We start from the raw sequence: 23,593 nt of genomic DNA, 5'->3' as shown, positions 1-23,593 counted from the left end.
GACCCTCTCCCCGGTGGGGAGAGGGAGAACACCAACGCGTTACTGATGGTCGCGGTCATGCCGCGGCCAGGTTCGATTGCACGGCCGCCCGCGGCAGCCACATGCCGACCCACAGCCCGTGCGGTAGCGCATTGCGGGCCGCGATGCCGCCGCCATGCGCGGCGATGCTCGCCATCGCGATGCTCAGGCCAAGCCCTGAGCCTTCACTGTCCGGCCGCGCACCGTCGCGTACCCGGTAGAACGGCTCGAACAGATGCGGCAGGGCCTCGGGCGGTACGCCCGGACCGCCGTCGACGATATCGAGTTCGAGCCGATCGCCTGCGCTGCGCAGCGTCACGCGAATCGGCGAATCAGGATGGGTATGGCGGATCGCGTTGCGCAGCACGTTGTCGATCGCGCTGGCCAGGCGCACGCGATCACCCATCACCATGGCGGGCGGCGGCGCGGTCCATTCGATCGAGACGCCACGCGTTGCGGCCTCGAAGCGGGCATCCTCGACCACGGCCTGGATCACGCCGACCAGTTCGAGCGGCTGCAACGGCAAGCCCTTGGCGCCGAGCCGGGCCAGCGTCAGCGTATGCGCGACCAGCCCGTCCAGACGCTCGATCTCGCGCTCGATCCGATCGAGTTGCACCGACAGCCGGCCATCGTCGCGCCGGGCCAGTTCGCTGGAGACCTGCAGCCGTGCCAGCGGCGAGCGCAGTTCATGCGCGATATTGCGCAGCATCCGTTCGCGCGATCTGACCAGCGCCTCCAGCCGCGCGGCCATGCTGTCGAAGTCTCGCGCCAGATAGCCGAGTTCGTCGGCACGCGCGGCCAGCGCGGGCGGCATGCGCGCACGCAGATCGCCGCCGGCCAGCGCGCGGGCCGCTTCCCGCAGACATTGCACCGGTGCGGTGACATGGCGCGTCAGCGCCCAGCACAGTGGCGCGCTGACCGCCAGCGCGAACAGGCCCAGCGCCAGCATGACCGGCGACAGGTGAAGCATCTCCCAGCGCGAGGAATCGAACGGCAGGAACACGAGCAGCAGATCCTCGCCGTCGGGTAGCGGTATTGCCTGCGGGTCCCACCATGAGACGCTGGCACCGGGGGCGAGCGGCAGCGTGCCGCGATCGTGGTCGAGCGGCACGTTCACGGCGAGCGCATGGCGCGGGCGCTCCAGCGTACTGACCCAGTCATGCACCCGTGTCGGCAGGCGGCGGCCGAGGATGTCGGCGTTGTGCTCGTCGACCAGGTAGATCTGCAGTGCCGAGAAGCGCGAGTCCATCGCGCGCACCCAGCGCTCCAGGCCCGGCCGCCCCTGCGTGCGGGCGATCTGCAGCGCGTCCTGCGTCAGGCTGGCCGGATTGAGGCCGTCCAGCGCCTGAAAGCGATACCAGGCGACCGACGCGGTCAGCGCCATGCCGATTGCCACGATCACGGCCATGCCGGTCCAGAAGGCGAGGAAGTTGCGCCAGAACAGCGGCAGCGATGCCATGGTCAGGCCACCAGCATGTAGCCGCGGCCGCGCTGGTTGCGGATGGCGGCCGTGGCCCGAGACCCGTCCAGTCCCAGCTTGCGCCGCAGGCTGCTGATGTGCGTATCGATGCTGCGGTCGTAGCGGTCGGGCACGCGCCCCAGCGCGTATAGACCCAGCTGTTCGCGCGCCACGACCTGTCCGGCCGAGCGCATCAGCATTTCCAGGAGCCGCGTTTCCGCGCCGGTCAGCAAGGTTTCGCCATCGGCCTGCGCGACCTTGCCGGAGCCCAGGTGCAAGGTCAGCCCGCCGACCGTCAGCGTGTCGGGCCCGCCGTCCGGTGTGGGGCCGAAGCGGCGCAGCACCGCGCCGATGCGCGCCTTCAACTCGCGCGGGCTGAACGGCTTGGCCAGATAGTCGTCGGCACCGAGCTCCAGTCCGATCACGCGATCGGTCTCATCGCCATGCGCGGTGAACATGATGACCGGGCGCTGCGAACGCGCGCGATGGCGGCGCAGCAGTTCGAGCCCGTTGCCGTCGGGCAGCATCAGATCGAGCAGGGCCAGGTCGTGATCATCGCGCGCCAGCAGCGCTTCGCCGTCGGCGCCACGGTGCGCGACCGAGAATTGCCAGCGCTCGGGTTCGAAGTACTCGCGCAGCATCTGCGTCAGTTCGACGTCGTCGTCGATCAGCAGGATGCGGCGGGGCGCGTCGGGCGAGCGTACTTGCATGCGAATCGGAAAGGGTAGGCACCGTCCCGGTGGGCCGCGATCAAGCCGCGATCGCGCGCCACGTCAAGAAGTGCAAAGAAGTCAAAAGCTGTCCAAAGCCCGTTGATGAGCTCGTCGGACCACATTCTAATATGAGAATGATTGTCATTCACAGATCCGGCCAGGCATCACGGAACGGCATACGGGGAAATCGCGAGCATGAGCAGCAGTAGTAGCAGTAGCAGTGGCGGCAGGACGACGGGATCGAGGGGCAATACGGCAATGACGCCGCAACGCACGCTGCGCGTCGTGGCCAGGGTCGCCGCCGCGTTGTGCGCGGGCGGCGCGGCATGGACGACAGGCGCGGCGCTGGCGAAGCCGGCCGCCAACGATGCCAAGGGGCCGGCCACGCCAGCCATGCTGGAAACCGTGGTGGTCACCGCCTCGGGCTTCGAGCAGCAGATCAAGGAGGCCCCTGCCTCGATCTCGGTGATCACGCGCGAGGACCTGGAGAAGGGCGCGTATCGCGATATCAATGACGCACTGATCGGGGTGCCGGGCGTCGTGGTGACCGGCGGCGCCGACCGGCAGGACATCAGCCTGCGCGGCATGGGCGCGAAGTACACGCAGATCCTGATCGACGGCAAGCGCCAGAACTCGCGCGAGACGCGCACCAACTCGGACAGCGCGGGCGTCGAGGGCGGATGGACGCCGCCGTTGGCCGCCATCGAACGGATCGAGGTGGTGCGCGGTCCGATGTCCTCGCTGTACGGCTCGGACGCGATGGGCGGCGTGATCAACATCATCACGCGCAAGGTGCCGAAGCGATGGACCGGCGAGGTACGCACCGATGCCACGCTGCAGCAGCACAGCGACTCGGGCAACATCTACCAGGGCAATTTCTATCTGGCCGGTCCGCTGCAGACCGATTTGCTCGGCCTGCAGCTGTACGGTCAGTACACGCATCGCGGCGAGGACGACATCGCCCACGGCTTCCGCGGCCGCGATACGCGCAACCTGACCGCGAAACTCGCGCTGACGCCGAACCGCAACCACGACATCGTGCTCGAGGCTACCTCGATGCGGCAGAGCATCGAGGAAACGCTGGGCCGCACCGTGGCGCCGCTGCCGCCTGGCACGAGCTGTCCGCGTACCGGCTGCCCGGCATCGTCCGAGACCGACTACCGCAGCGAGAAATACGCGCTGTCGCACACCGGCCGCTGGGGCTTCGCGACCTCGGACAGCTATATCCAGCAGGAAGAGTTCGACAACCGCACGCGCCGGATGAAGATCAGGAATCTGGACATGCGCACCAGCTGGACCATGCCGCTCGGCAACCACATGCTGACCGTCGGCGCGAACTATCTGAACCAGCGCCTGAACGACCAGACCGGCAACCAGATCGCGGGCGGACCGAACCAGGTCGAACGCTATCAATGGGCGCTGTTCGCCGAGGACGAATGGCGGCTGACCGAACGCTTTGCGCTGACCGGCGGCCTGCGCATGGACAAGGACGAGAAGTTCGGCGACCACTACAGTCCGCGCCTCTACGGCGTCTGGCAGGTGGCCGACCGCTGGACCGTCAAGGGCGGCGTCTCGACCGGCTTCCGCGCTCCCGACCTGCGCCAGACCGTGTCCGGCTGGGGCCAGACCAGCCGCGGCGGCAATATGTATGGCAACCCGGATCTGAAGCCCGAAACCTCGGTCACGCAGGAAATCGGCCTGCTGTACGACAACGGCACCGGCCTGAACGCGGGCTTGACCGTGTTCAACAACGACTTCAAGGACAAGATCACGCGCGTCGCCTGTCCGATCACGCAGTGCACCGACGGACCGAACCCGTTCGGCGCCAATCCGACGACTTACATGAACGTCGACAAGGCGTACTCGCGCGGCATCGAGGCGACCCTGAAGTGGCCGCTGGCGCGCGACTGGTCGCTGGTCGGCAGCTATACCTTCACCAAGTCCGAGCAGAAGAGCGGCCAGTACCAGGGGCAGCCGCTGAACCAGCTGCCCAGACACCTGCTGACCGCGACGCTGAACTGGCAGGCCACCGGCGCGCTGCGTGCCTGGACGCGCGTCAACTATCGCGGCAAGGAGAGCCAGCCGATTACCGGACCGTCGTCGACTACCGTGGTGGCGCCGTCGTACACCTTCGTCGACCTGGGCGCGACCTACGCGGTCAACAAGAACGTGTCGGTGTTCGCCGGCATCTACAACCTGTTCGACAAGTCGGTCCGCTATGCCGACTACGGCTATGTCGAAGACGGCCGGCGCTACTGGATGAGCGTCTCGGTCAAGTTCTGAGGAGTGCGGTCATGCAATCGATTTCGTTGACGATGGCTGTTGTATTTGCTGCGGTCTCCATCAGCAGCGCGCCGGCTACGTCCGCGGCGGCCCCGACGCCAACGCTGGCCGCCACCGGCCCCGCGCTGTCGATCTCCCATGCGAAGGGCACCACGACGCTGGCCGCGCCGCCCGCCAAGGTCGTCACGATGGACCTGCCCACGCTCGATACGCTGGACGCCCTCGGCGTGCCCGTCGCCGGCGTCCCGGCAACGAAGCTGCCTGCGCATCTGGCCCGCTATCAGGACGACAGCGTCGTCAAGGTCGGCACGCTGTTCGAACCGAATCCGGCGGTGATCGAGGCGATTGCGCCGGGTCTGATCGTCGTCGGCGGACGCTCGGCCAAACAGTACGAAGCGCTGTCCCGTCTCGCGCCGACGGTGGATCTGAGCATCGATCGCGGTGACCGCATCGGCAGCATCGCCCGCCATGCCGAGAGCCTGGGCCGCGTGTTCGGCCGGCAGCAACAGGCCGCGACCGCCGTGCAGGCGCTGCGCACCAGCGTAGCGGCGCTCAAGCAGAAGGCCGCCACCGCCGGCACCGCGCTGGTGGTGCTGACCGCAGGCGACAACATCAGCGCGCAAGGGCCGGGTTCGCGCTTCGGCACGGTGCACGATGCGTTCGGCTTCCAGGCTGCGCTGCCGGCCTTGAATCCGGAGGGCAGGGGAACGAAGCTGACCATCCAGCAGATCCGGGATGCCAATCCCGACTGGCTGTTCGTGATCGACCGCGACGCGGCGGTCGGCAAGCCGCCCTCGGCCGCGCTAGCCTCGATCGACGCCGCCGCCCTCGGACGCAATGCCGGTGGCAAGCCGGTGCGCGTGGTCAAGCTCGATCCGATCCTGTGGTACCTGATGGATGGCGGCGGGCTGCGCGGCATGCAGCTGACGGTGCAGCAGCTCAGCGATGCGATCGAGGGAGACGACCGCCTTTCGCGACGTTAGGCGACGACGTGGGCCGCCGCGCTGCTCAATGCGTCGCCTCGGCGTGAATCTTCCCCAACAGCCACTGCAGACCTGCCAGATGCTGCTGGTCGTGGCTGCACAGGTAGTGCACCAGGCTACGGACCGTCAGCGGCCCGTAGCCCTCGAATTGCGCGGTGCGGGCCAGTTGCCGATCGTCCAGACTGGCCAGTAGCGCGACGGTCTTCTCGCGTGCCGCGCGGAAGTCTGCAAGGACCTGCGCCGCATCGGCCGTGGCATACGCGCGCTCGATCGCCAGCGCGTCGCCGTCGATCGACGGCAGCAGCGGGTGGCTCTCGCTCAGTGCGCGCTCGAAGCGCACGTGATAGCCGTCAATCTCGATATCCCGAACGTGGCACAGCTGGCCGATCGGGGTGAACGGCTCGCTCGGCACGCCCTCCCAACTGGCGGGTGACCAGTTGCGATGCGTGGCCGGAATGGCCGCATAGAAGGACTCCAGCTGGCGCGGGAAATCGCGCAGGGCGGCGAGGGTGGGGGCGTCGATCATCTTGCAGGGCTGGGGTGCGGTCTTTGGTGCGGGTTCATCCCCTCGCGCAATGTACCGAGCCTGCGCACGCTCCCGCAACCATCACGCCGCTGTTCTGCCTCGCCGGACCGCAACAGCGTCGCGCCACCGCTAGGCGGCGGCCGCCTCGTCGCCGGCATTCCGATCGATCTGCCGCATCGCCTTCTCGATTTCTTCGGCCTCGGTCGGCCTGACCAGCCGCGCCACTTCCTTGCCGTCGCGCAGGAACACCAGCGTCGGCCACAGCTTGACGCGGAACGAGCGGCCCAGCGGACGGCCGCTGCCGTCCTCGATCTTGATGTGCCGCACTTGCTGATGGCGCGAGAAGGCCGAGGCGATCGGCGCCTGCGCCCGCATGCAGTAGCCGCACCAGGGCGCGCCGAATTCCAGCACCGCGGCGCCCGGCAGCGCGTCGATATCCGCGCGCGGCGGTTCGATCGCCATATAGGTTTCGGACATGGCCATGTTGTCGTCTCCGTCGTTGTCGTCGATACCCATGATCTAGCGAAATTCACGCCAAGCCCGGCTCAAGTGTGCGGCGAAGCTGACGTAAACCCTGAATGAAACCACACTAACATCTGAATTAAGCGGCTAATGGGCCGCTTTTCTGATGGATAGCCGTCCCCTGGCCCACCATGAACATCAGTCAACGTCTGCTTTTCACGCTGTTCCTCTCCCTGTTCGGTTTGCTCGCCGTCGGCTTCGGCGGCATCTGGCAATTGACGCAGGCCGAACAACGCCTCGAGTACTTCAACGAAAACACGCTGACCAGCGTGCGTCGGCTCAATGCGATCAAGGACAGCACCACCGCGATCCGGGTCCAGTTGTATCGCCACGCGCTGGCGGACGACCCCAAGGCCAAGGACGACGCCGAGCAGGAGATCGTCAACGCGATCAAGCGCTTCGACGATCTGGCCGCAAAGTACGAACGCGAGGATATCTCCAACGATGCCGACCGCAAGCTGCTCGAGGAAGATCGCGCCGCTTTGGCGCGCTACCGGGCCCAGCATGCCGCCTTCTTCGCGCTCTCGCGGACCAACGACACCGCCGGCCTGCATGCCATGCTGTCTTCGGGCGAGCTGCATCTGGCCTCCGCCGCGCTGCGCAAGCAGATCGACGCGCATCTGGACTTCAACACCAGGATGGGCGACGACTCGGTCGCCGAGAACCAGCGCGCCAGCGCCATCGCGGTGCGCGTGTTCGGCACCGTGATCGGCGTGACCGTGCTGGTGGTCGCCGTGCTGGCGTGGCTGCTGTATCGCCGCATCCGCGACAGCCTGGGCGAGATGCAGGCCAGCATGCAGCATGTCAGCGAAACGCTGGACCTGAGCCATCGCTCGCCGGTGCATCGTCTTGACGAGGTCGGCCGTACCGCGCAAAGCTTCAATGCGCTGCTCGATCGCGTCGCCGCGGCGATGCGCGAGGTGCGGCAATCGAGCGATTCGGTCGGTGTGGCCGCACGCCAGATTGCGGCCGGCAACGCCGACCTGTCGTCGCGCACCGAACAGCAGGCCGCCTCGCTCGAAGAAACGGCCTCCAGCATGGAAGAGCTGACCACCACGGTCCGCCACAACGCCGACTCCGCGCGCCAGGCCAGCACGCTGGCCGACAACGCCGCCGCCGTCGCGCAGCACGGCCATGTCGCCACCGGTCAGATGGTCGAGACGATGGGCGCGATCAGCACCAACTCGAACCGCATTGCCGAGATCACCGGCATGATCGAGGGCATCGCGTTCCAGACCAATATCCTCGCGCTGAACGCGGCCGTGGAAGCGGCGCGCGCGGGCGAGCAGGGCCGTGGTTTCGCGGTGGTGGCCGGCGAGGTCCGCACGCTGGCGCAGCGCTCGTCGAGCGCCGCCAAGGAGATCAAGGAACTGATCGACGCCTCGGTGACGACCGTGCGCACCGGCTCGGCGCAGGCCGAAGGCGTGGGCGCGACCATGAACGAGATCCAGCAGGCGGTCAAACAGGTGTCCGACATCATCGGCGAGATTGCGGCGGCGACCGGCGAACAGAGCCGCGGCATCGAGCAGGTCAACCAGGCAGTCGGCCAGATGGATCAGGTCACGCAGCAGAACGCCGCGCTGGTCGAGGAGGCCGCTGCCGCCGCCCATTCGCTGGACGAACAGGCTACGCGCCTGCTCGACACGGTGTCGATGTTCCGCCTTGCGGCCGGCCATGGTGCTGCCGCACCGTCGGGGGCGTCTGCGGCTCGCCACGCGCAACTGGCCGCGGCCTGACGCATCAACGCGGCGGCGGTCCGGCCTTCGGCCGCTCGCGCCGCGCCCGCGTCAATTTGCGGCCACCCGCTGCACGGTGCCGCGATTGCCATCGACCGCCAGCGTATCGCCGTCGGTCAGCTGCGACAGGATGCCCGGCAGATTGACCACGGCCGGAATGCCGAACTCACGCGCGACGATTGCTCCGTGCGACAGGTAGCCGCCGGTCTCCATCACGAGGCCGCCGGCCCGCAGGAACAGCGGCGTCCAGGCCGGATCGGTGCTGGGCGCGACCAGGATGTCGCCGTTTGCCATCGCGGTCGCCTGTTGCGGGCTGCGCGCGACGCAGGCCGGTCCCTGTGCCTGCCCCGCGCCGACCGGCGTGCCGGTCCAGCGCCCCGATGCCGCATCGGCCAGCGATGCGGTATCCGGGGGCGTCGAAGGCAACACCGCCGGCAACGCGCCCGGCTGTTCGACGATCACCGCCGGCTCGGCCTCGGCAGCCTGGCGCGCCAGGATCTGTGCGCGCCGCGCGGCGCGCCGGGCGGCATGCCGCAGCGGCAGGCGGCCTTCTGCGGCAGCCAGCAGTTCGTGGGCGGTCAGATGGAACACATCTTCGGGCCGCGCCAGGCTCTGTCCTGTACCCTCATCCCCGGCACCGGCCAGGTGCTTGCCCAACGCCAGCGCGGTACGCCGTACCGCTTCCAGATATCGCATCAAGGCGCTGCGCGCCGCCTCGCGCTGATTGCACTCGCGCGTCGCCACCCGCACCATCCGCCGCAGCAGCGGCAGCATCAGCGGCCGGGCCAGCGGCGGAATCGCGCCGCTCAGGCGCCGCCATGCGGCGCGGGCCGCGTCGTGCTGGCGTTGTTGCACCGCCTGCGTGCTGCTGCCGATCATGCCGACCACGGTATCGAGCAGATAGTCGGGTGCTTCGCGCCAGCGGGGCTGCCGCACATAGCTCTCCGCGGTGGCGCGATGGCCGTAGCGTTCCAGGAAGTCGGCGAACGCGCGGCGGAACGGGCTGTGGGGCGGCAGCGCTTGTTGCCATTGCGCGCCGACGCGGTCGGCGCTGCGCAGCCATGCCTGCGCCTCGCGGTCGGCCGCCGCGATCTCGGCCAGCGCGATCAGCGCATAGCCTTGCTGGGCGGTGACGCTCGGTTCGCCGCCCGCCATCAGCGCGGCGGTCAACGCATAGCCCTCGCCGGGACAGACCTTCTCGACCAGATCGACCAGCGCTGCCAGCGTGCCGCCGGCCGAGCCCTGCAGGAAGAACAGCGGATCGGCCTGCGCCACGGTGCGGAACTGCTCGCGCAGCAGCCTCGCCAGCGCGGCGGGATCGTCGGGCAGCGTTTGCTGCCGCCACTGCCGCGTCTGCTCGGCGGCGCGCGCCAGCGCGGCCTCGCCCCGGCGCCGTTGTCCCGGTGAGCGCGCCAGATAGCGCAGCATGCGCAGGCCGCGTGCGAGCCGGTCGCGCCCGCTCGGCGACGGCACGGCAATCTCCGGCTGCGTGCCGCCCAGCAAGCGGTTGACGGCCTCGGGGCGCACGCCCAGCGCGTCGTAGCACTCCCACTGCATTAGCGACACGTCCAGATACAGGCGGCCGTCGAACAGCGCCGCATGCTCGGTGCCGGCCAATATCGGATAACCGGACAGCGAGAAGCCGAGCGTCAGCATCCGGTTGGCCATCGTCCGGCAGCCGTGCCAGTCGAGGGCAGACAGCGGGTCGGGCATGATCTCGCGGGTATTGCCGCGCGACCAGTAGCGCGGCTGGTCGCGCAGGGCCGGATACGTGTGCCGCGCCCGTGCGGTCACCGGGCGCGCCTGCACGATCCAGAAGCGCTCGCCGTCCCAGACCCATTCGATGTCGTAGCGAGGATTGGCGAAGTCGAGGGCGCTGGCGGCGTCGCGCGCGAGTTCGGCGAGCGCGACGGCCTGCGCGTCGGATAGCACCGCCTGGGCGGCCTGCCGCGCGGGCGTGTCGATCACGGTGGTGCCGCCGCCGGACAGGATCTGCGTCATCCGCTGCTTGCCGCCAAGCCGGCGTTCGATGACGCGCAGCGTATCGTCGCCGTCGGTGCTTTCGTTGCTCTGCAGCCGATATTCGTCGCCATCGGCCTGACCGCCGACCAGCGCTTCGCCCAGGCCCCAATGCGCGTGAATCAGCAGTTGATCGTCGCGGCCGGACAGCGGATCGCAGGTGAACGCGATGCCGGCCGCCACTGCGCGCAGCAGCGGCATCACCACGACGGCCATCGACGGCGCTTCCCCATCGAGTCCGAGACGCTGCCGATAGGCCACCGCGGCCGGTTCCCACACCGAGTCCCAGGCGGCCTGCACCGCCTCCGCCACGGCGTCCACGCCGATCACGTTCAGCCGCGACAGGTGGATGCCGGCGAACGAGGCGTGGGCCGAGTCCTCCTGTGGGGCCGACGAGCGGACCGCCAGCGGAATCGTCTCCCAGTCACGGACCGCCAGTTCGCGAGCAAGCGTATCGCGCAGGGCCTGAGGCACCGGGTCGCCGGCGCGCCGGTCGCGGCTGGCCTCGGCATCGATCACGAAGCCGTCGGGCACCGGCACGCCCAGCTGCGCCATCAACGCCAGCTGCCAGCCCTTGCCGCCGGCGGCCGTGGGGCCTTGCGCCGCGGCGGCCGGCCAGTCGAGCAACAGCGTGCTCATCGTTCGAGCTCCGGCTCCGCGGCACGTGCGGCGCCGTGGAAGAACAGGTCGACGATGGCCGCGAACTCGGCGCGCAGATCGGCAGCGGGCGCCGCAAGCCAGCGCATCAGCGCGCCCAGATACAGATGGTGGAACAGCGTGGCCAACTGCCCGGATGGCAGGTCGCGCCGCAGCTCGCCGCTTTGCTGTGCGGCCGCCATCAGCGCATCGAAGGCCAGGTCCATGCCGCTGCGCCCGGGCCTCCCTTCACGGTTGCCCGCGCCGTTGGCCGCGCCGTTGGCCTTGCCGTTGCCGTCGGAGCCGGCGCTCTGCCCGAAGCGGCCCGGGCCGAGGTCAAGAAAGCGAAAGCGCAGATAGTGGGGCAGGTAGCGGCGGCGCGCCTCGCACCAATCGGCCGAGGCCGACAGCAGATAGCACAGCCGCGCCTGGAAGCTGCCGAGCCCGTCCAGCGCCGCACGCAACTGCTGCAGCCCCGCGGCCAGCTCGCCGTGGAACTGGTGGGCCAGCAGCGCCTCCTTGACCGGGAAGTGGTTGTACAGCGTGCCCTTGGCCACGTCGGCCTGCGCGGCGATCTGCTCCATCGTGACCGCGTCGTAGCCATGCGTCTCGAACAGATCGAAGGCCGTCGCCGCGAGATGATCGAGCGTCTGGCTGCGCTTGCGCTGGCGCCGCCCCGTGGGCGGCGGGGCGTCGGCGGGTGCGTCGAACGGTGTTTGGGCGGTTCGCTGAGGCGTAGCTTCCATTTGCGCGTCGCTTAAATTTGAACGTCGTGCAATTTTATGCTTCGTGCTTCGCTTGTCAAGCCGGGCGATGAAGCGCTCAGGCGGCCGTCTGTGCCTGCGTGTCGCCGATGTAGACGACCTTCTCCGTCATCGGATCGAACGGCAGCGAGCCGTGCTCGTGCACCACCAGCCAGCGGCCATCGCGCTTCTGGAAGCAGACCGTGATGCGGATCCAGGTGCCGCCGGCCGGATGATCGGGCTCGTCCAGTGGGGCGATGCGGCTCAGGCAATGGCAGAAGGCGAGATCGGCGCCGACGGTCAACGCGATGTCCTTGCGTTCGGAGCGGAAGCGCTTCGGCAGATACGGAAAGCAGCCCTCCCAGGTGGCGCGATACGCGTCCACGCCGTGCAGCGCATAGGGCGGCTTGACGTCGAACAGCGTCACGTCGGGCGCATAGTTCGCGGTCATGGCGGCGACGTCGCGCCGTTCCAGTGCGCGGGCCCAGTCCTCCATCATCTGCGTGAGCGTGCGTTCATCGGCCTGCTGGTCCTTGCTGATGCTCATGATGTGCTCCTTGTCGGTTCGGTGGCGAACCCGCCGGCTGGCCTTCTATCCGGGCCGTACGGCGGTTCCTATACCCTTGTCGAACGGCACCGGCCCGATTCGACAGTGCCATCGAACTTTGGCGCTCGGCTGGAATCTCGTGCTCTAAAATGCACAGGGCCGGGTTTGCCTCCGCTGGCAGCGGCGGCATTCGCGCCGATACTTTCCGGGAAGACTTGTCACGTCGCAAACCATCGAGGAGTGCGTCATGAGAAAGGTTCGCCTTGTCATCGTGCTGGGTGCCGTCATGCTGCTGGTCGGCGGCTGCTTCCTGCTGGGCATGGGTGACCGCGCCAGGCTGACGGTGGCGCAGGGCACCGGTCCATCGCCGACCCTGCCGCCGCCCAACAAGACCTTGCTGCCCACCGTGGACATCGCGCCGGCGATCGGCTGGCCGGACGGCGCAAGGCCGACGCCGGCGCCCGGGCTCTCCGTGACCGCCTTCGCCGATGGCCTCGATCATCCGCGCTGGCTCTATGTGCTGCCCAACGGCGACGTGCTGGTGGCCGAGTCGAACGCGCCGCCCAAGCCCGAGTCCGGCAAGGGCATTCGCGACTGGGTCATGAAGATGGTCATGAAACGCGCCGGCGCCGGGACCCCGAGCGCCAACCGCATCACGCTGCTGCGCGATACCGACCGCGACGGCGTCGCCGACAAGCGCTCGGTGTTCCTGCAGGGTTTGAACTCGCCGTTCGGCATGGTGCTGGTCGGCAACGACTTCTATGTCGCCAATGCCGACGCGCTGATGCGTTTTCGCTACCGTCCCGGCGCCGACCGCATCGACGAGCCCGGCGTCAAGGTGGTGGATCTGCCCGCCGGCATCAATCACCACTGGACCAAGAACGTGATCGCCAGCCACGATGGCCGCAAGCTGTACATCACGGTCGGCTCGAACAGCAATGTCGGCGAGAAAGGCATGGAGATCGAAGAGGGCCGCGCCGCGATCTGGGAGCTCGATCGCGCCAGCGGCAAGATGCGCCTGTATGCGACCGGCCTGCGCAATCCGAACGGACTGGCCTGGGAACCGCTCACCGGCCAGCTGTGGACCGCGGTCAACGAACGGGACGAAATCGGCAGCGACCTCGTGCCCGACTACATCACCGCGGTCAGGGACGGCGGCTTCTACGGCTGGCCCTACAGCTATTGGGGCCAGCACGTCGATACGCGGGTCAAGCCGCAGCGGCCCGAACTGGTTGCCACCGCGCTGGTCCCCGACTATGCGCTGGGCCCGCATACCGCATCGCTGGGCATCACGTTCGCGGACGGGCTGCGCTGGCCCGAGCCCTTCCGTGAAGGGTTGTTCGTCGGCCAGCATGGCTCGTGGAACCGCAAGCCCAAGAGCGGCTACAAGGTGATCTTCGTGCCGTTCCGCGGCGGCGTGCCGAAGGGCGAGCCGATCGATGTGCTGACCGGCTTTCTCGATGGCAACGAGCGCGCCCAGGGCCGTCCCGTCGACGTCAAGGACGATCGCCGCGGCGCTCTGCTGGTGACCGACGATGTCGGCAACGTGGTCTGGCGCGTGACGGCGATGGCGCCGAAGCGCCGATGAGCGGCGGTGCAGGGAGGTGGGCGGCGGCCGGGTTGCTGCCGCTGTGGGGATGGGCGGCCGCACAGGATGCGCCCGCAGCGCCGGGCGCCGAGGCCGAACGGGCGCTGGCGCCCGTGGTCGTGACCGCCACGCGCATCGACGCCACGGTGTTCGACACGCCCGCATCGGCGGATGTCGTGGCCGGCAACGCGCTGCGTGAGGGCAGGCCGCAGATCAATCTGAGCGAAGGGCTCGGCGGCGTGCCCGGACTGCTGGTCAAGGACCGGCACAACTATGCGCAGGACCTGCAGTTGTCGATCCGCGGCTTTGGTGCGCGTTCGAGCTTCGGCGTGCGCGGCCTGCGCCTGTATGTCGACGGCATTCCCGCCACGATGCCAGACGGGCAGGGGCAGACCTCGAACATCGATATCGCCTCGATCGATCGCGTCGAGGTCTTGCGCGGTCCCGCGTCGGCGTTGTACGGCAATGCGTCCGGCGGCGTGATCCAGGTCTGGACCGAGCCGGGCGCCCGTCCGCCGATCGTCGAAGGCAGCCTCGGCACCGGCAGCTACGGCACCTGGCGCTATGGCCTGAAGGCCAGCGGCGCGCCGGCCGAAGGCGAGCCCGGTCTGGACTATCTGGTCAGCGCATCGCGCTTCACCACCGAGGGATATCGCGACCACAGTGCCGCGCGCAAGAACCTCGGCAATGCGAGGTTGACCTGGCGTCCCGATGCCGACAGCAGCTGGACGCTGGTGGCCAACGCGGTCGATTTGAGTGCGCAGGATCCGCTCGGGCTGACACGCGCGCAGTTCGAGACCGCGCCGCGCTCGGCGCCGCTGGCCCAGCAGTTCAATACCCGCAAGACCGTGCAGCAGGCACAAGGCGGCCTGCGCCACGAGCGCCGGATCGACGCCAACAACACGCTGATGGCGATGGTCTACTACGGCCAGCGCGAGACGCGCCAGTTCCTGTCGATTCCACCCGCGGCGCAGCGCAGCCCCTTGTCGGCCGGCGGTGTCATCGATCTGGCCCGCGACTACGGCGGGGCGGACCTGCGCTGGACGCACCATGCGCAGGTCGGCCACATGCCGCTGACGCTGATTGCGGGACTCGCCTACGACACGATGGAGGAAACGCGCCGTGGCTACGAGAACTTCATCGGCAGCGCAGAGCAGCCCGTGCTCGGCGAACAGGGCCGACTGCGGCGCGACGAACGCAATACGGTCTGGAACTTCGATCAGTATCTGCAGGCGTCGCTGGACTTGACCGCAAGCTGGACCGTCGAAGCGGGCTTGCGCCACAGTACCGTGCGCTTCTCGTCGAGGGACCGCTATATCGCCGGCGCCAATGGCGACGACAGCGGCTCCGTGCGCTACGACAAGTGGTTGCCGGTCGGGGCGGTGCGCTATCGCGTCGGCGAATCGCTGAATCTGTATGCCACGGCCGGACGCGGCTTCGAAACGCCGACGCTCAACGAAATCTCGTATCGCCCGGACGGCGCGGCCGGCCTCAATTTCGCGCTGCGCCCCGCCACCGGCACGTCGGTCGAAGTCGGCGCCAAGCAGAAGCTGGCCGGCGGCCTGCTGACCGCCGCGCTGTTCCAGACCCGCACCGACCAGGAGATCGTCACCGCCACCAGCAGCGGCGGACGCGCCAGCTATCGCAATGCCGGCCGCACGCTGCGCCAGGGCGCGGAACTGGGCTGGAGCGGCCAGTTGCACCGGCATTGGCAGGCGCAACTGGCCTACAGCTTTCTCGACGCGACGTTCCGCGATACGGTGCCGCCCGGCATCGTCGCAGGCAATCGCCTGCCCGGCACCGCGCGCCACGCGTTCTATGGCGCGCTGGGCTGGTCCCCGCCGCGCGGCTGGCGCGCCGGCATCGACCTGCGCTATCTGAGCGCGGTCCCGGTCGACGACCGCAACAGCGACCGCGCGCCCGGCTATTTCGTGACCGGCATCCAGGCGGGCTACGTGATGCCCTTCGGCCGCTGGACCGTCAATGCCTTTGCGCGCATCGACAATCTGTTCGACCGGCGCTATGCGGGATCGGTCATCGTCAACGATGGCAATGGCCGGTATTTCGAGCCGGCGGCCGGGCGGAATGCGTTTGCGGGGATATCACTGTCGTACGCGTTCTGAAACCGGTACTGCGGTAATTGCTCCGTTAATTCCGGTGGCGAAATTACGCGACGGAGTTCGCGAAAATCGTTCGGTGTTGCAGGTCTTACAATATGTCACGCCTTTCCAGGTCGCCCAGAAATTATGCTCAAGATTCCCAATAAGGAAGTCAAGGAGAGGGAAATGAGAACCAATTTCAAATACCGGGGGCTGGCATTCGGCGTCGCTGCATCCGTGGCCCTGTTGGCAGGTTGCGGTGGTGGCGGCGACGACGATGGCGGCGGCGGCAAGGGTACGCTCAGCGTGTCGATGACCGACGCGCCCGCCTGCGGCTTCGATCATGTCTTCGTGACCGTCGACAAGATCCGGGTGCATACCAGCGCCAACGCCGAAGATGGCACGGGCGGCTGGGCCGAGATCGACGTCAATCCTTCCCGCCGTATCGATCTGCTGTCGCTGCAGAACGGCACGCTGACCAAGCTCGGACAGACCGTGCTGCCGGCCGGCCAGTATCAGCAGATCCGCCTCGTGCTCGACCGCAATACCGGCAATTCGCTCGCCAATTCGGTGGTCCCGACCGGGGGCGCCGAACAGCCGCTCGATACGCCGAGCGCGACGCAGAGCGGATACAAGATCATTCGTCCGTTTACCGTGCAGCCCGACACGCTGGTCGACCTGGTGCTCGACTTCGATGCCTGCCGCTCGATCGTTCAGCGCGGCAACGGATCCTATGCACTGAAGCCGGTGGTGACCGCCGTGCCGCTGGTAGTCAGCGGCGCGATCCAAGGCTATGTGTCGCCCGCGCAGGCCGGCGCAACGGTCTATGCCCAGCAGAATGGCGTGACCATCAAGGGGACGCTGGCCGACAGCAACGGCGCCTTCACGCTGTCGCCGCTGCTGCGCAGCAGCGATGCCGGCAATTACAGCGTGGTGGTGGTGCAGAACGATCGCGCCACCGGCGTGATCCAGAACGTGCCGGTCACCGCGCAGACCACCACCACCGTGTCGACGTCCACGGCGCCGATCACGCTGCCGTCGTCGCCGATGCGCCGGATGACGGGCTCGGTGTTGCCTGCTTCCGCGCAGGCCTTCGTGCAGGCGAAGCAGAATGTCGCCGGCTCGCCAATCGAAGTGGCGGTCGCCAATGCGAACTTTGATACCGGCGCCTATCAGCTGAACGTGCCGGCCGCCGCGCCGTTGGTGGGCACCTATCAGCCGACGCTGCCGATCGCGCTCGCTGCCGACACGGCCGCGGCAGGCAAGTACACTGTCACGGCGACATCGATCACTGGTGCGACGCTGAGCACCGACCGCGACGTCTCCGCGGCCGATGCGACGGCGAACTTCCAGTTTTGATGAACTGACTTCCAGATGGACGACAAGGAAAATGCAATGAAGTCGATGAAGGCAATCTGCGCGCTGTTGATCGGCGCCGGCACGCTGCTCGGTGGCTGCGCTGTCTATACCCCGCACGGTGCGGTGGTGACGCCGGGCGCGGTCGTGGTCGATCCGGGCCCCGGCCCGTACCACTGCCCGCCCGGACAGGCGAAGAAGGGTCGCTGCTGATCGCGGCTCTGCGCATTAACGCGTCAAAGATAGGCCTGCGGGCCTATCTTTTTTTTGCATCCTTCGTCGAGGGCAAGCGTTCAATCGCGAATCAGCCGATCCAGTTTTCCGTGGACCGTGGCCCAGACCTCATGGTCGGGCAGCGGGCCCTTTGCCTTCATCAGGGGTTTCCATTCCGGCTTGCGAGACAGTTCGGCATTGATCGCGACGAAATGCCGCTGGTCTTCCGGAAGATCCTCCTCGGAATAGATCGCGCCGACCGGACATTCCGGCACGCACATCGAGCAGTCGATGCATTCGACGGGATTGATCACCAGGAAATTCGGCCCTTCGTGAAAACACGACATCGGGCAGACTTCGACGCAATCGGTATAGCGGCACTGGATGCAGGCATCCGTTACGACAAACGGCATGGGGAATACGGCAAACGGCAAGAACGATCGATGCTCGATGCTAGCGTCCGGCCCCTGCGTCGTGGGCCGCCGGGTTTTGAGCGACATCGTCAAAATTCTTCATGCCGCGCGTTGCCGTCAGAACGACCCGAACCACCCGCCCAGCGCGATCACGGCCACCAGCGCGAGAATCGGCCCGACGATGCCGACGATCACGATGTCGCGGTAGCTTTCGCGATGGGTGGCGCCGCAGACCGCCAGCAGCGTGACGACCGCCCCGTTATGGGGAAGGCTGTCCAGCGTTCCCGCGCCGATCACCGCCACGCGGTGCATCAGGGCCGGATCGAGGCCGGTTTGCGCAGCGATCTGCATGTAGGCCTCGCCGAGCGCCTGCAGTGCGATGGTCAGCCCGCCGGACGCCGAGCCGGTCAGGGCGGCCAGCACGTTGGTCGCGATGGCGAGCGACACCAGGGGCCCGCCGTCGATCGTCAGCAGCCAGTCGCGCACCGCCGCGAAGGCGGGCATGGCAGCGACCACCGAGCCGAATCCCACCAGGCTCGCGACGCTGAGAATCGGCAGCACCGCCGCGTTGGCGCCGGCGTCGACGGTATCCCGCAGCGACGGGAAGCGCCGCCAATTCAGCGTTACCACGCAGACGATCGCGCCAAGCAGTGCGGTCAGCACGGACCACACGCCGCCGACGTCGTTCAGCGTCACGTCGCCCCACACCGGATCGTCGAGGAAATCGGCATTCCAGTTTGGCAACAGCCACAGGCTCATTGCCATATTGATCGCCACCATGACCACCAGCGGCAGCATGGCGGTCATCGTCCCGGGCCGGGACGCGCTGCGCCCGCCGTGCTCTGTTTCCGCGGGGTCGAATCCGCTCGCGGTCGTGGCGCGCTCCCGGATCAGCGGGTCACGGGCGGCGGCTACCGGCGATTCGTGCAGCTGTGCCTCGCTGGGTGTATCGACGTCCCGCGCCGTTGCTGCATGCCGCTGTGCGCGGCCGAGCCACCATAGCCCGAACAGCAGCATGATGACGCCGGCGAGAATGCCCAGGCCCGGTGCGGCGAACGGCGTGGTGCCGAAGAAAGGCATCGGAATGGCGTTCTGGATCGCCGGTGTGCCCGGCAGGGCCGACATCGTGAAGGTGGAGGTGCCCAGCACGATGGCCGCCGGCATCAGCCGTGGCGGAATGTCGGCCGCCCGAAAGAGCGCGCTCGCCATCGGCACCAGCACGAAGAACGCGACGAACAGGCTCACGCCGCCGTAGGTGACCAGGGCCCCGGCAAGCACCACGGCCAGCATCGCGCGTTGCGGTCCCAATCGCCGCATCATTGCGTCGGCGATGGCAGTGACCGAGCCGCTGTCGTCCATCAGCTTGCCAAACAGCGAACCGAGCAGGAACAGAGGGAAGAACTGCGCGACGAAGCCGGCCGCCGCGTCCATGAAGGTCAGCGTCCAGTGCGCGAGCAAGGGCTCGCGGGCAAAGGCGGCGGCCACCGCGGCGGCCGCGGGTGCCAGCAGCAGGATGCTCCATCCCCGATAGGCAAGCCAGATCAGGCCACCGAGCGCAAGCAGAATGCCGATCAGGCCCATGATCAGACCTCGTGCAGCAGTTCGTCCAGATCGAGCGAGGATCGCCGGCGGACAACGCCATGGCGACTCCCGAGTTCGAATCGGCGCAGACAAGGCACGATGGCGCAAGCCGGCGCTGCGCGCCGGCATGCACCGCCGCGGTGCGGATTTACTGCGTGACTGCGCTGCGGGGTACCAGCAGCACGGGAACGACGCCGGCCGCCACCACGCGCGCGGCGACGGAGCCGAGTACCGCCGAAAGGAACGCGCCGCGGCCATGGGTTCCCATCACGATCATCGTTGCGCCGACCTGCCGGGCAACCTCCACGATCGACGGTCCGGGTTCGCCGAGCACGCGATGCTCCGTCACGGTGGCGCCGGCCGCATCGAGGATCGGCCGCACTTCAGTGAAGGCTTCGGCGGCGGCCTGGTCGAGCCATTCTTCCATGACGCCGCGCGACACGAAGGCGCGAGGATGCCCGACCAGTTCGGGTGATACGTGAACGAGATGCACGGTCAGCGGGCCGGGAAACAGCCCGGGCGTCACCGCATATTTCGCCGCTGCGACGCTGAAGGGCGAGCCGTCGGTGGGCAATACGATCACGGTCATGTTCTGGTTCCTCGTTGTGCCGGTGAATGGGAGGAAAAGCCCGCAGACAAAGCCGGAAGACCAGCCGGGAAACTACGCCGGAGCAAAGCCGGGAGGAAAGCGACAGCGGCGGAATGGCGTTGTGTTCGATTCCGAATCGCTGTCGTGAATCGCTATCGTGAATCGCTATCGTATATCCGAGCCGTGATGTGACCAAGAACAATATTGGGGGGGCCGCCATTGCACCGCTATGGTGACGTCCGCCACCGTTTTCGCATTGCCGTGGCCGGCCATTCCCATTGCGGTTATGGCGCGGCTTTGCGATCGCGCGATGCATTGGGCCATGCATCGGCGCAATGCGGTGGCGAAATAAAAAGGGGCCGGTAAAGTTACCGGCCCAACGTCCTTGCACCCATGAAGAAGACAAGGTCGATATGATCGTTCGCGCGGCGGCGCGTGATGGATCGCGCCGCCGCATGCCCGCGTCGCGGGCGCCAGGAGACTGGCTTAGAAGCGGTGACGCATGCCGATCGTTACGCCGGTCTGGTTCTCGCCGGCCTGGGCGGTGCCCGCGCCGTTCAGGCCCAGATCCGAACCGTCCTTGTTGCGCACGTAGCCGACGTTCATATAGACGTCGGTGCGCTTGGACAGCGAGTAGTCGGCGGACAGCACGAACATCCACGGATCGGCACCGGTGTTCTTGGTGTCTTCGTAGTAGGCCGCGCCGGTCAGGCTGAAGGCCGGGGTGAACTTGTAGCGAGCGCCGGCCCAGTACAGGTTGCTGCGGACGCTGGTGTCGGTCAGCGCGCCGAGGCCCTCGTCACGCATCCAGCGATAGCCGGCGAACACCTTGGCGGCGCCGAACTCGTAGGCCGTACCGATCGCCGCGCGCTTGGCCGCACGGTCCTGCAGCGCGATGGTGGCGCCCTGGTACTGGTCGTAGGCGGTGCCGATCGAGAAGCCGCCCGCCGCATACGACAGGCCACCGCCGAACTGGCGCGCCACCTTGGCTTCGCCCGGCACTTCGCCGTTGTTGTCGCGGCCGAAGCTGTAGAAGCCGGTCGCGGTCAGGCCACCGAACTTGCCGGTGTACTTGATGTTGTTGTCGGCGCGGCCGTTGAAGGCCGAATCGACGCTGTTCAGCGAGTAGCGCGGACCGACGCCCATCGGGTCGAAGGCACCGAACAGGTCGTACAGCGCGTTTTGCTGGCGGCCCAGCGTGATGGTGCCGAAGTTGCCTTGCAGGCCGACGTAGGCGGCGCGGCCGAACAGGCGGCCACCCTGGGCCGAACGGCCGGTGTCGATATCGAAGCCGCTTTCCAGCACGAACAGACCCTTCAGGCCGCCGCCCAGGTCCTCGGTGCCGCGCAGACCCCAGCGCGAGCCCGACAGGTTGCCCGAGTTCATGCGCACGGCGGTGTCGCCGCCGCCGGCGCTCGGGGCGTTGCTGATGACTTCGATGCCGGCATCGACGATGCCGTACAGCGTGACGTTGGTTTGGGCGAACGCTGCGCCAGAGGCGGCGGTGGCAGCGGTCGCGGCCAGCGCGAGGAGGGCTTTCTTCACGGTGTGTTCTCTTTTGACTGGTGATGGAAGACTGAAGAGGTCTGCCGCCGGCAGCGTGGCGCAGGTTCGACCCGTGAACCCCTGCCGGCGCAAACGGAGGCGATCATCGCTGGCTTTTATGACACCTTTAAGTAAGGTGAAAATCACGTTGCAAAAAAGCCGCAGCCGAAGCCTCCTTTCACTGGCTCGCGCGTGTCCGTGAAGAGAATGCATGGAGAGAAATGAAATGGGCGAAAGGCCCAAGCCCTTCGCCCGAACGGCCGTTCATATCGGCGATGGCCGTGGCGATCCGGCATCGAATGCCGGACCCATTGCTCAGCTGCCCTTGGCCAGACGGCTTTGCATGCGCTGCGCGCGATCGGCCGAGCCCGGATGCGAATCGAACATGCCCGACTTGCCGCCATCGAGCCTGGCTAGCTTCTGGAAGGCCGTCACCAGCCCCTGGCGGTTGGCCTTGTTTTTCGTCAGCAGATCGAAGGAGTAATCGTCGGCCGCCGTTTCCTGCGCCTGCGAGAACTGGGCATTGATCAGCTTCTCCGACAGATCGCCCAGCTGCGACTGCGACAGCGCGGCCACCGTGCCGTTGGCGCTGGCAGCCAGCGCGCCGCGCGCGGCGACGGCGGTGTAGGCCACCTGCATCTGGCTCTTGCTGTGGCCCAGCGCCACGTGGCCGATCTCATGGCCGAGCACGCCGCGCACTTCGTCGTTGTTCATCATGTCCATCAGGCCGCTGTAGACCCGCACGCAACCGTTGGCCATCGCCCAGGCGTTGACCTCCTTGGTCAGGTAGACCTTGGCCTGGACCGGCACGCCGCTGTCCTTCAGGCCGGCCATGATCGTGGTCAGCCGTTTGGTGTACGGGCTGTTGGCCGGCGCGATCTTGTTGTCCTTGTCCGCTTCGGCGCAGGCCTGTTCCGACAGCGTCTTGACGTCGGCATCCGACAGCGTGGCGGCCTTGAACAGCGAGCCGCCGGCATCGACCAGGCCATTGACATTGCTGCCGGCGCAGCCGGCGATCAGCGCCGCGGCACAGGTGGAAAGCAGGGTGAGAGAGAGAACGGTTTTCATCAGTTGAATTGCCCCTGGATTTTTATTAATTCGTTATCAAGCGTGCCGACAAATAAAAGGCGCCGCATTGTACGATCGTTTCGATTCCAGGATTGCAAACAACGGTAATAGAAAACGCCGGGCAGACCGGCGTTTCGGGTGTACTCAGAGCAATTGCTGATTCATGAGCGCTTGCGGTTGACGAATTCCGCCATATAGCGCTGCGGCTCGCCGGTATCGAAGGCGCTGCCGAATTCGGCGACGCTGTTGCCGATCGCCGTATCGACCGGTTGATCTTCCCATTCGCGCAGCAGGCGCTTCTGCTGGCGCACCACCGTCGGACCGAATCCCGCCAGCAGTTGCGCCACCCGCTCGACTTCCGCGTCCAGTTCGGCCAGCGGCACCACGCGATGGACCAGGCCCCACGACAGCGCCTGCGCGGCGTCGCACAGCTCGCCGGTCAGCAGCATCCACGCCGTGCGGGCATTGCCGATCAGGCGCGGCATCAGCGCGGCGTGAATCACCGACGGAATGCCCACCTTGACTTCCGGCATGCCCAGGTTGGCGTTGTCGGCGGCGATCCGCAGGTCACAGGCCAGCGCCAGCTCCAGTCCGCCGCCCAGGCACCAGCCCGGCATGCGGGCGATCACCGGCACCGGGCACTGGCGCACGGCGTCGCACAGCGCGCGCAGGCCGCCGATGAAGCGCTCGGCGGACTCCCGCGTCAGTCCTGCCATTTCCTTGATGTCCGCACCGCCGATAAAGCCCTTGTCGCCGGTGCCGCGCAGGATCAGCACGCGCACCTGCGGATCGGCGGCGAGCCTGCGTACCGCTTCGGTGAGCGCGGCGATTACCGGCGTGCCCAGGATATTGAGCGAGCCGGCGTTGCTGATGCTCAGCGTGGCAATGCCGCGCTCGTCGATGGCGACGGCGGCGTGGTGGCCCGGATCGGCGTCCGTATTGGTGGGGGCGTTCAT

Annotated in this window: 20 protein-coding genes; 7 read left to right on the top strand and 13 right to left on the bottom strand. The window is 67.5% G+C overall.

Translation table 11 applies throughout. From position 1 onward, the window contains the following. Positions 1-55 precede the first annotated feature (55 nt). Both J5T34_RS22990 and J5T34_RS22985 read right to left on the bottom strand, forming a co-directional pair. Positions 56-1,477, bottom strand: a complete 1,422-nt coding sequence (locus J5T34_RS22990; RefSeq protein WP_208583155.1) for a HAMP domain-containing sensor histidine kinase — start codon at positions 1,475-1,477, stop codon at positions 56-58. 2 nt (positions 1,478-1,479) lie between these two features. Then, positions 1,480-2,187, bottom strand: a complete 708-nt coding sequence (locus J5T34_RS22985; protein WP_208583154.1) for a response regulator transcription factor — start codon at positions 2,185-2,187, stop codon at positions 1,480-1,482. 261 nt (positions 2,188-2,448) lie between these two features. On the opposite strand from J5T34_RS22985, the gene J5T34_RS22980 reads away from it, so the two are divergent. Further along, on the top strand, positions 2,449-4,473 hold the full coding sequence (locus tag J5T34_RS22980; RefSeq protein ID WP_208583153.1) for a ligand-gated channel protein: 2,025 nt from the start codon (positions 2,449-2,451) through the stop codon (positions 4,471-4,473). Positions 4,474-4,484: 11 nt separating this feature from the next. Next, on the top strand, positions 4,485-5,456 hold the full coding sequence (locus J5T34_RS22975) for a siderophore ABC transporter substrate-binding protein (RefSeq protein ID WP_208583152.1): 972 nt from the start codon (positions 4,485-4,487) through the stop codon (positions 5,454-5,456). A gap of 25 nt (positions 5,457-5,481) precedes the next feature. Here J5T34_RS22975 and J5T34_RS22970 read toward each other — a convergent pair whose 3' ends face one another. Together J5T34_RS22970 and J5T34_RS22965 are read right to left on the bottom strand one after the other, a co-directional pair. Next, positions 5,482-5,982, bottom strand: coding sequence for a DinB family protein (locus tag J5T34_RS22970; RefSeq protein WP_244259163.1), 501 nt, complete (start codon positions 5,980-5,982; stop codon positions 5,482-5,484). Between the two features lie 129 nt (positions 5,983-6,111). Continuing rightward, positions 6,112-6,465: a thioredoxin family protein gene (locus tag J5T34_RS22965; protein WP_208583151.1), complete on the bottom strand. Its 354-nt coding sequence runs from the start codon at positions 6,463-6,465 to the stop codon at positions 6,112-6,114. 170 nt (positions 6,466-6,635) lie between these two features. Between J5T34_RS22965 and J5T34_RS22960 the strand changes: the two genes are divergently transcribed. Further along, the gene (locus J5T34_RS22960) at positions 6,636-8,240 is read left to right on the top strand and encodes a methyl-accepting chemotaxis protein (RefSeq protein WP_208583150.1); all 1,605 of its coding nucleotides are present in this window, start codon (positions 6,636-6,638) and stop codon (positions 8,238-8,240) included. Between the two features lie 51 nt (positions 8,241-8,291). Here the strand turns inward: J5T34_RS22960 and J5T34_RS22955 are convergent, their stop codons facing one another. The 3 genes from J5T34_RS22955 to J5T34_RS22945 form a co-directional block, all read right to left on the bottom strand. After that, the gene (locus tag J5T34_RS22955; protein WP_208583149.1) at positions 8,292-10,898 is read right to left on the bottom strand and encodes a PEP/pyruvate-binding domain-containing protein; all 2,607 of its coding nucleotides are present in this window, start codon (positions 10,896-10,898) and stop codon (positions 8,292-8,294) included. Continuing rightward, positions 10,895-11,641, bottom strand: a complete 747-nt coding sequence (locus J5T34_RS22950; protein WP_208583148.1) for a TetR/AcrR family transcriptional regulator — start codon at positions 11,639-11,641, stop codon at positions 10,895-10,897. Before J5T34_RS22950 ends, J5T34_RS22955 begins: the two co-directional genes overlap by 4 nt. Before the next feature lie 76 nt (positions 11,642-11,717). Continuing rightward, complete coding sequence (locus tag J5T34_RS22945; RefSeq protein ID WP_208583147.1) at positions 11,718-12,185, bottom strand: YybH family protein; 468 nt, start codon at positions 12,183-12,185, stop codon at positions 11,718-11,720. Between the two features lie 247 nt (positions 12,186-12,432). On the opposite strand from J5T34_RS22945, the gene J5T34_RS22940 reads away from it, so the two are divergent. The 4 genes from J5T34_RS22940 to J5T34_RS22925 all read left to right on the top strand — a co-directional run bounded on the left by J5T34_RS22940 (position 12,433) and on the right by J5T34_RS22925 (position 17,441). Next, positions 12,433-13,773 (top strand): PQQ-dependent sugar dehydrogenase, encoded by a 1,341-nt coding sequence (locus tag J5T34_RS22940; RefSeq protein WP_432207699.1) that lies wholly within the window; start codon positions 12,433-12,435, stop codon positions 13,771-13,773. Next, a complete protein-coding gene (locus J5T34_RS22935) occupies positions 13,770-15,896 on the top strand; it encodes a TonB-dependent receptor family protein (RefSeq protein ID WP_244259162.1) in 2,127 nt (708 codons plus the stop codon). Before J5T34_RS22940 ends, J5T34_RS22935 begins: the two co-directional genes overlap by 4 nt. Positions 15,897-16,058: 162 nt before the next feature. Next, positions 16,059-17,231 carry a DUF4382 domain-containing protein gene (locus tag J5T34_RS22930; RefSeq protein WP_208583146.1) on the top strand — a complete coding sequence of 391 codons (1,173 nt, stop codon included), beginning with the start codon at positions 16,059-16,061 and terminating at the stop codon, positions 17,229-17,231. A gap of 36 nt (positions 17,232-17,267) precedes the next feature. Beyond that, complete coding sequence (locus tag J5T34_RS22925) at positions 17,268-17,441, top strand: hypothetical protein (protein ID WP_208583243.1); 174 nt, start codon at positions 17,268-17,270, stop codon at positions 17,439-17,441. Positions 17,442-17,521: 80 nt separating this feature from the next. On the opposite strand, the gene fdxA is transcribed toward J5T34_RS22925, so the two are convergent. From fdxA to J5T34_RS22895, 6 genes are all read right to left on the bottom strand, one after another. Beyond that, positions 17,522-17,854 (bottom strand): ferredoxin FdxA, encoded by a 333-nt coding sequence (gene fdxA / locus J5T34_RS22920; protein ID WP_208583235.1) that lies wholly within the window; start codon positions 17,852-17,854, stop codon positions 17,522-17,524. A 117-nt stretch (positions 17,855-17,971) separates the two neighbouring features. After that, positions 17,972-19,435 carry a GntP family permease gene (locus J5T34_RS22915; protein WP_208583145.1) on the bottom strand — a complete coding sequence of 488 codons (1,464 nt, stop codon included), beginning with the start codon at positions 19,433-19,435 and terminating at the stop codon, positions 17,972-17,974. 148 nt (positions 19,436-19,583) lie between these two features. Further along, the gene (locus J5T34_RS22910) at positions 19,584-20,024 is read right to left on the bottom strand and encodes a universal stress protein (RefSeq protein WP_208583144.1); all 441 of its coding nucleotides are present in this window, start codon (positions 20,022-20,024) and stop codon (positions 19,584-19,586) included. A 486-nt stretch (positions 20,025-20,510) separates the two neighbouring features. Next, the gene (locus J5T34_RS22905; RefSeq protein ID WP_208583143.1) at positions 20,511-21,569 is read right to left on the bottom strand and encodes a porin; all 1,059 of its coding nucleotides are present in this window, start codon (positions 21,567-21,569) and stop codon (positions 20,511-20,513) included. 315 nt (positions 21,570-21,884) lie between these two features. After that, entirely contained in the window at positions 21,885-22,637 is a 753-nt protein-coding gene (locus J5T34_RS22900) for a M48 family metallopeptidase (RefSeq protein ID WP_208583142.1), read from the bottom strand. Between the two features lie 161 nt (positions 22,638-22,798). Next, on the bottom strand, positions 22,799-23,593 hold the full coding sequence (locus J5T34_RS22895; protein ID WP_208583141.1) for an enoyl-CoA hydratase: 795 nt from the start codon (positions 23,591-23,593) through the stop codon (positions 22,799-22,801).

Source organism: Cupriavidus gilardii, assembly GCF_017598945.1.
Taxonomy (GTDB): Bacteria; Pseudomonadota; Gammaproteobacteria; order Burkholderiales; family Burkholderiaceae; genus Cupriavidus; species Cupriavidus gilardii_E.
Note: the sequence above shows the minus strand (reverse complement) of the source record. Positions and strands in the feature narration are given on the sequence as shown.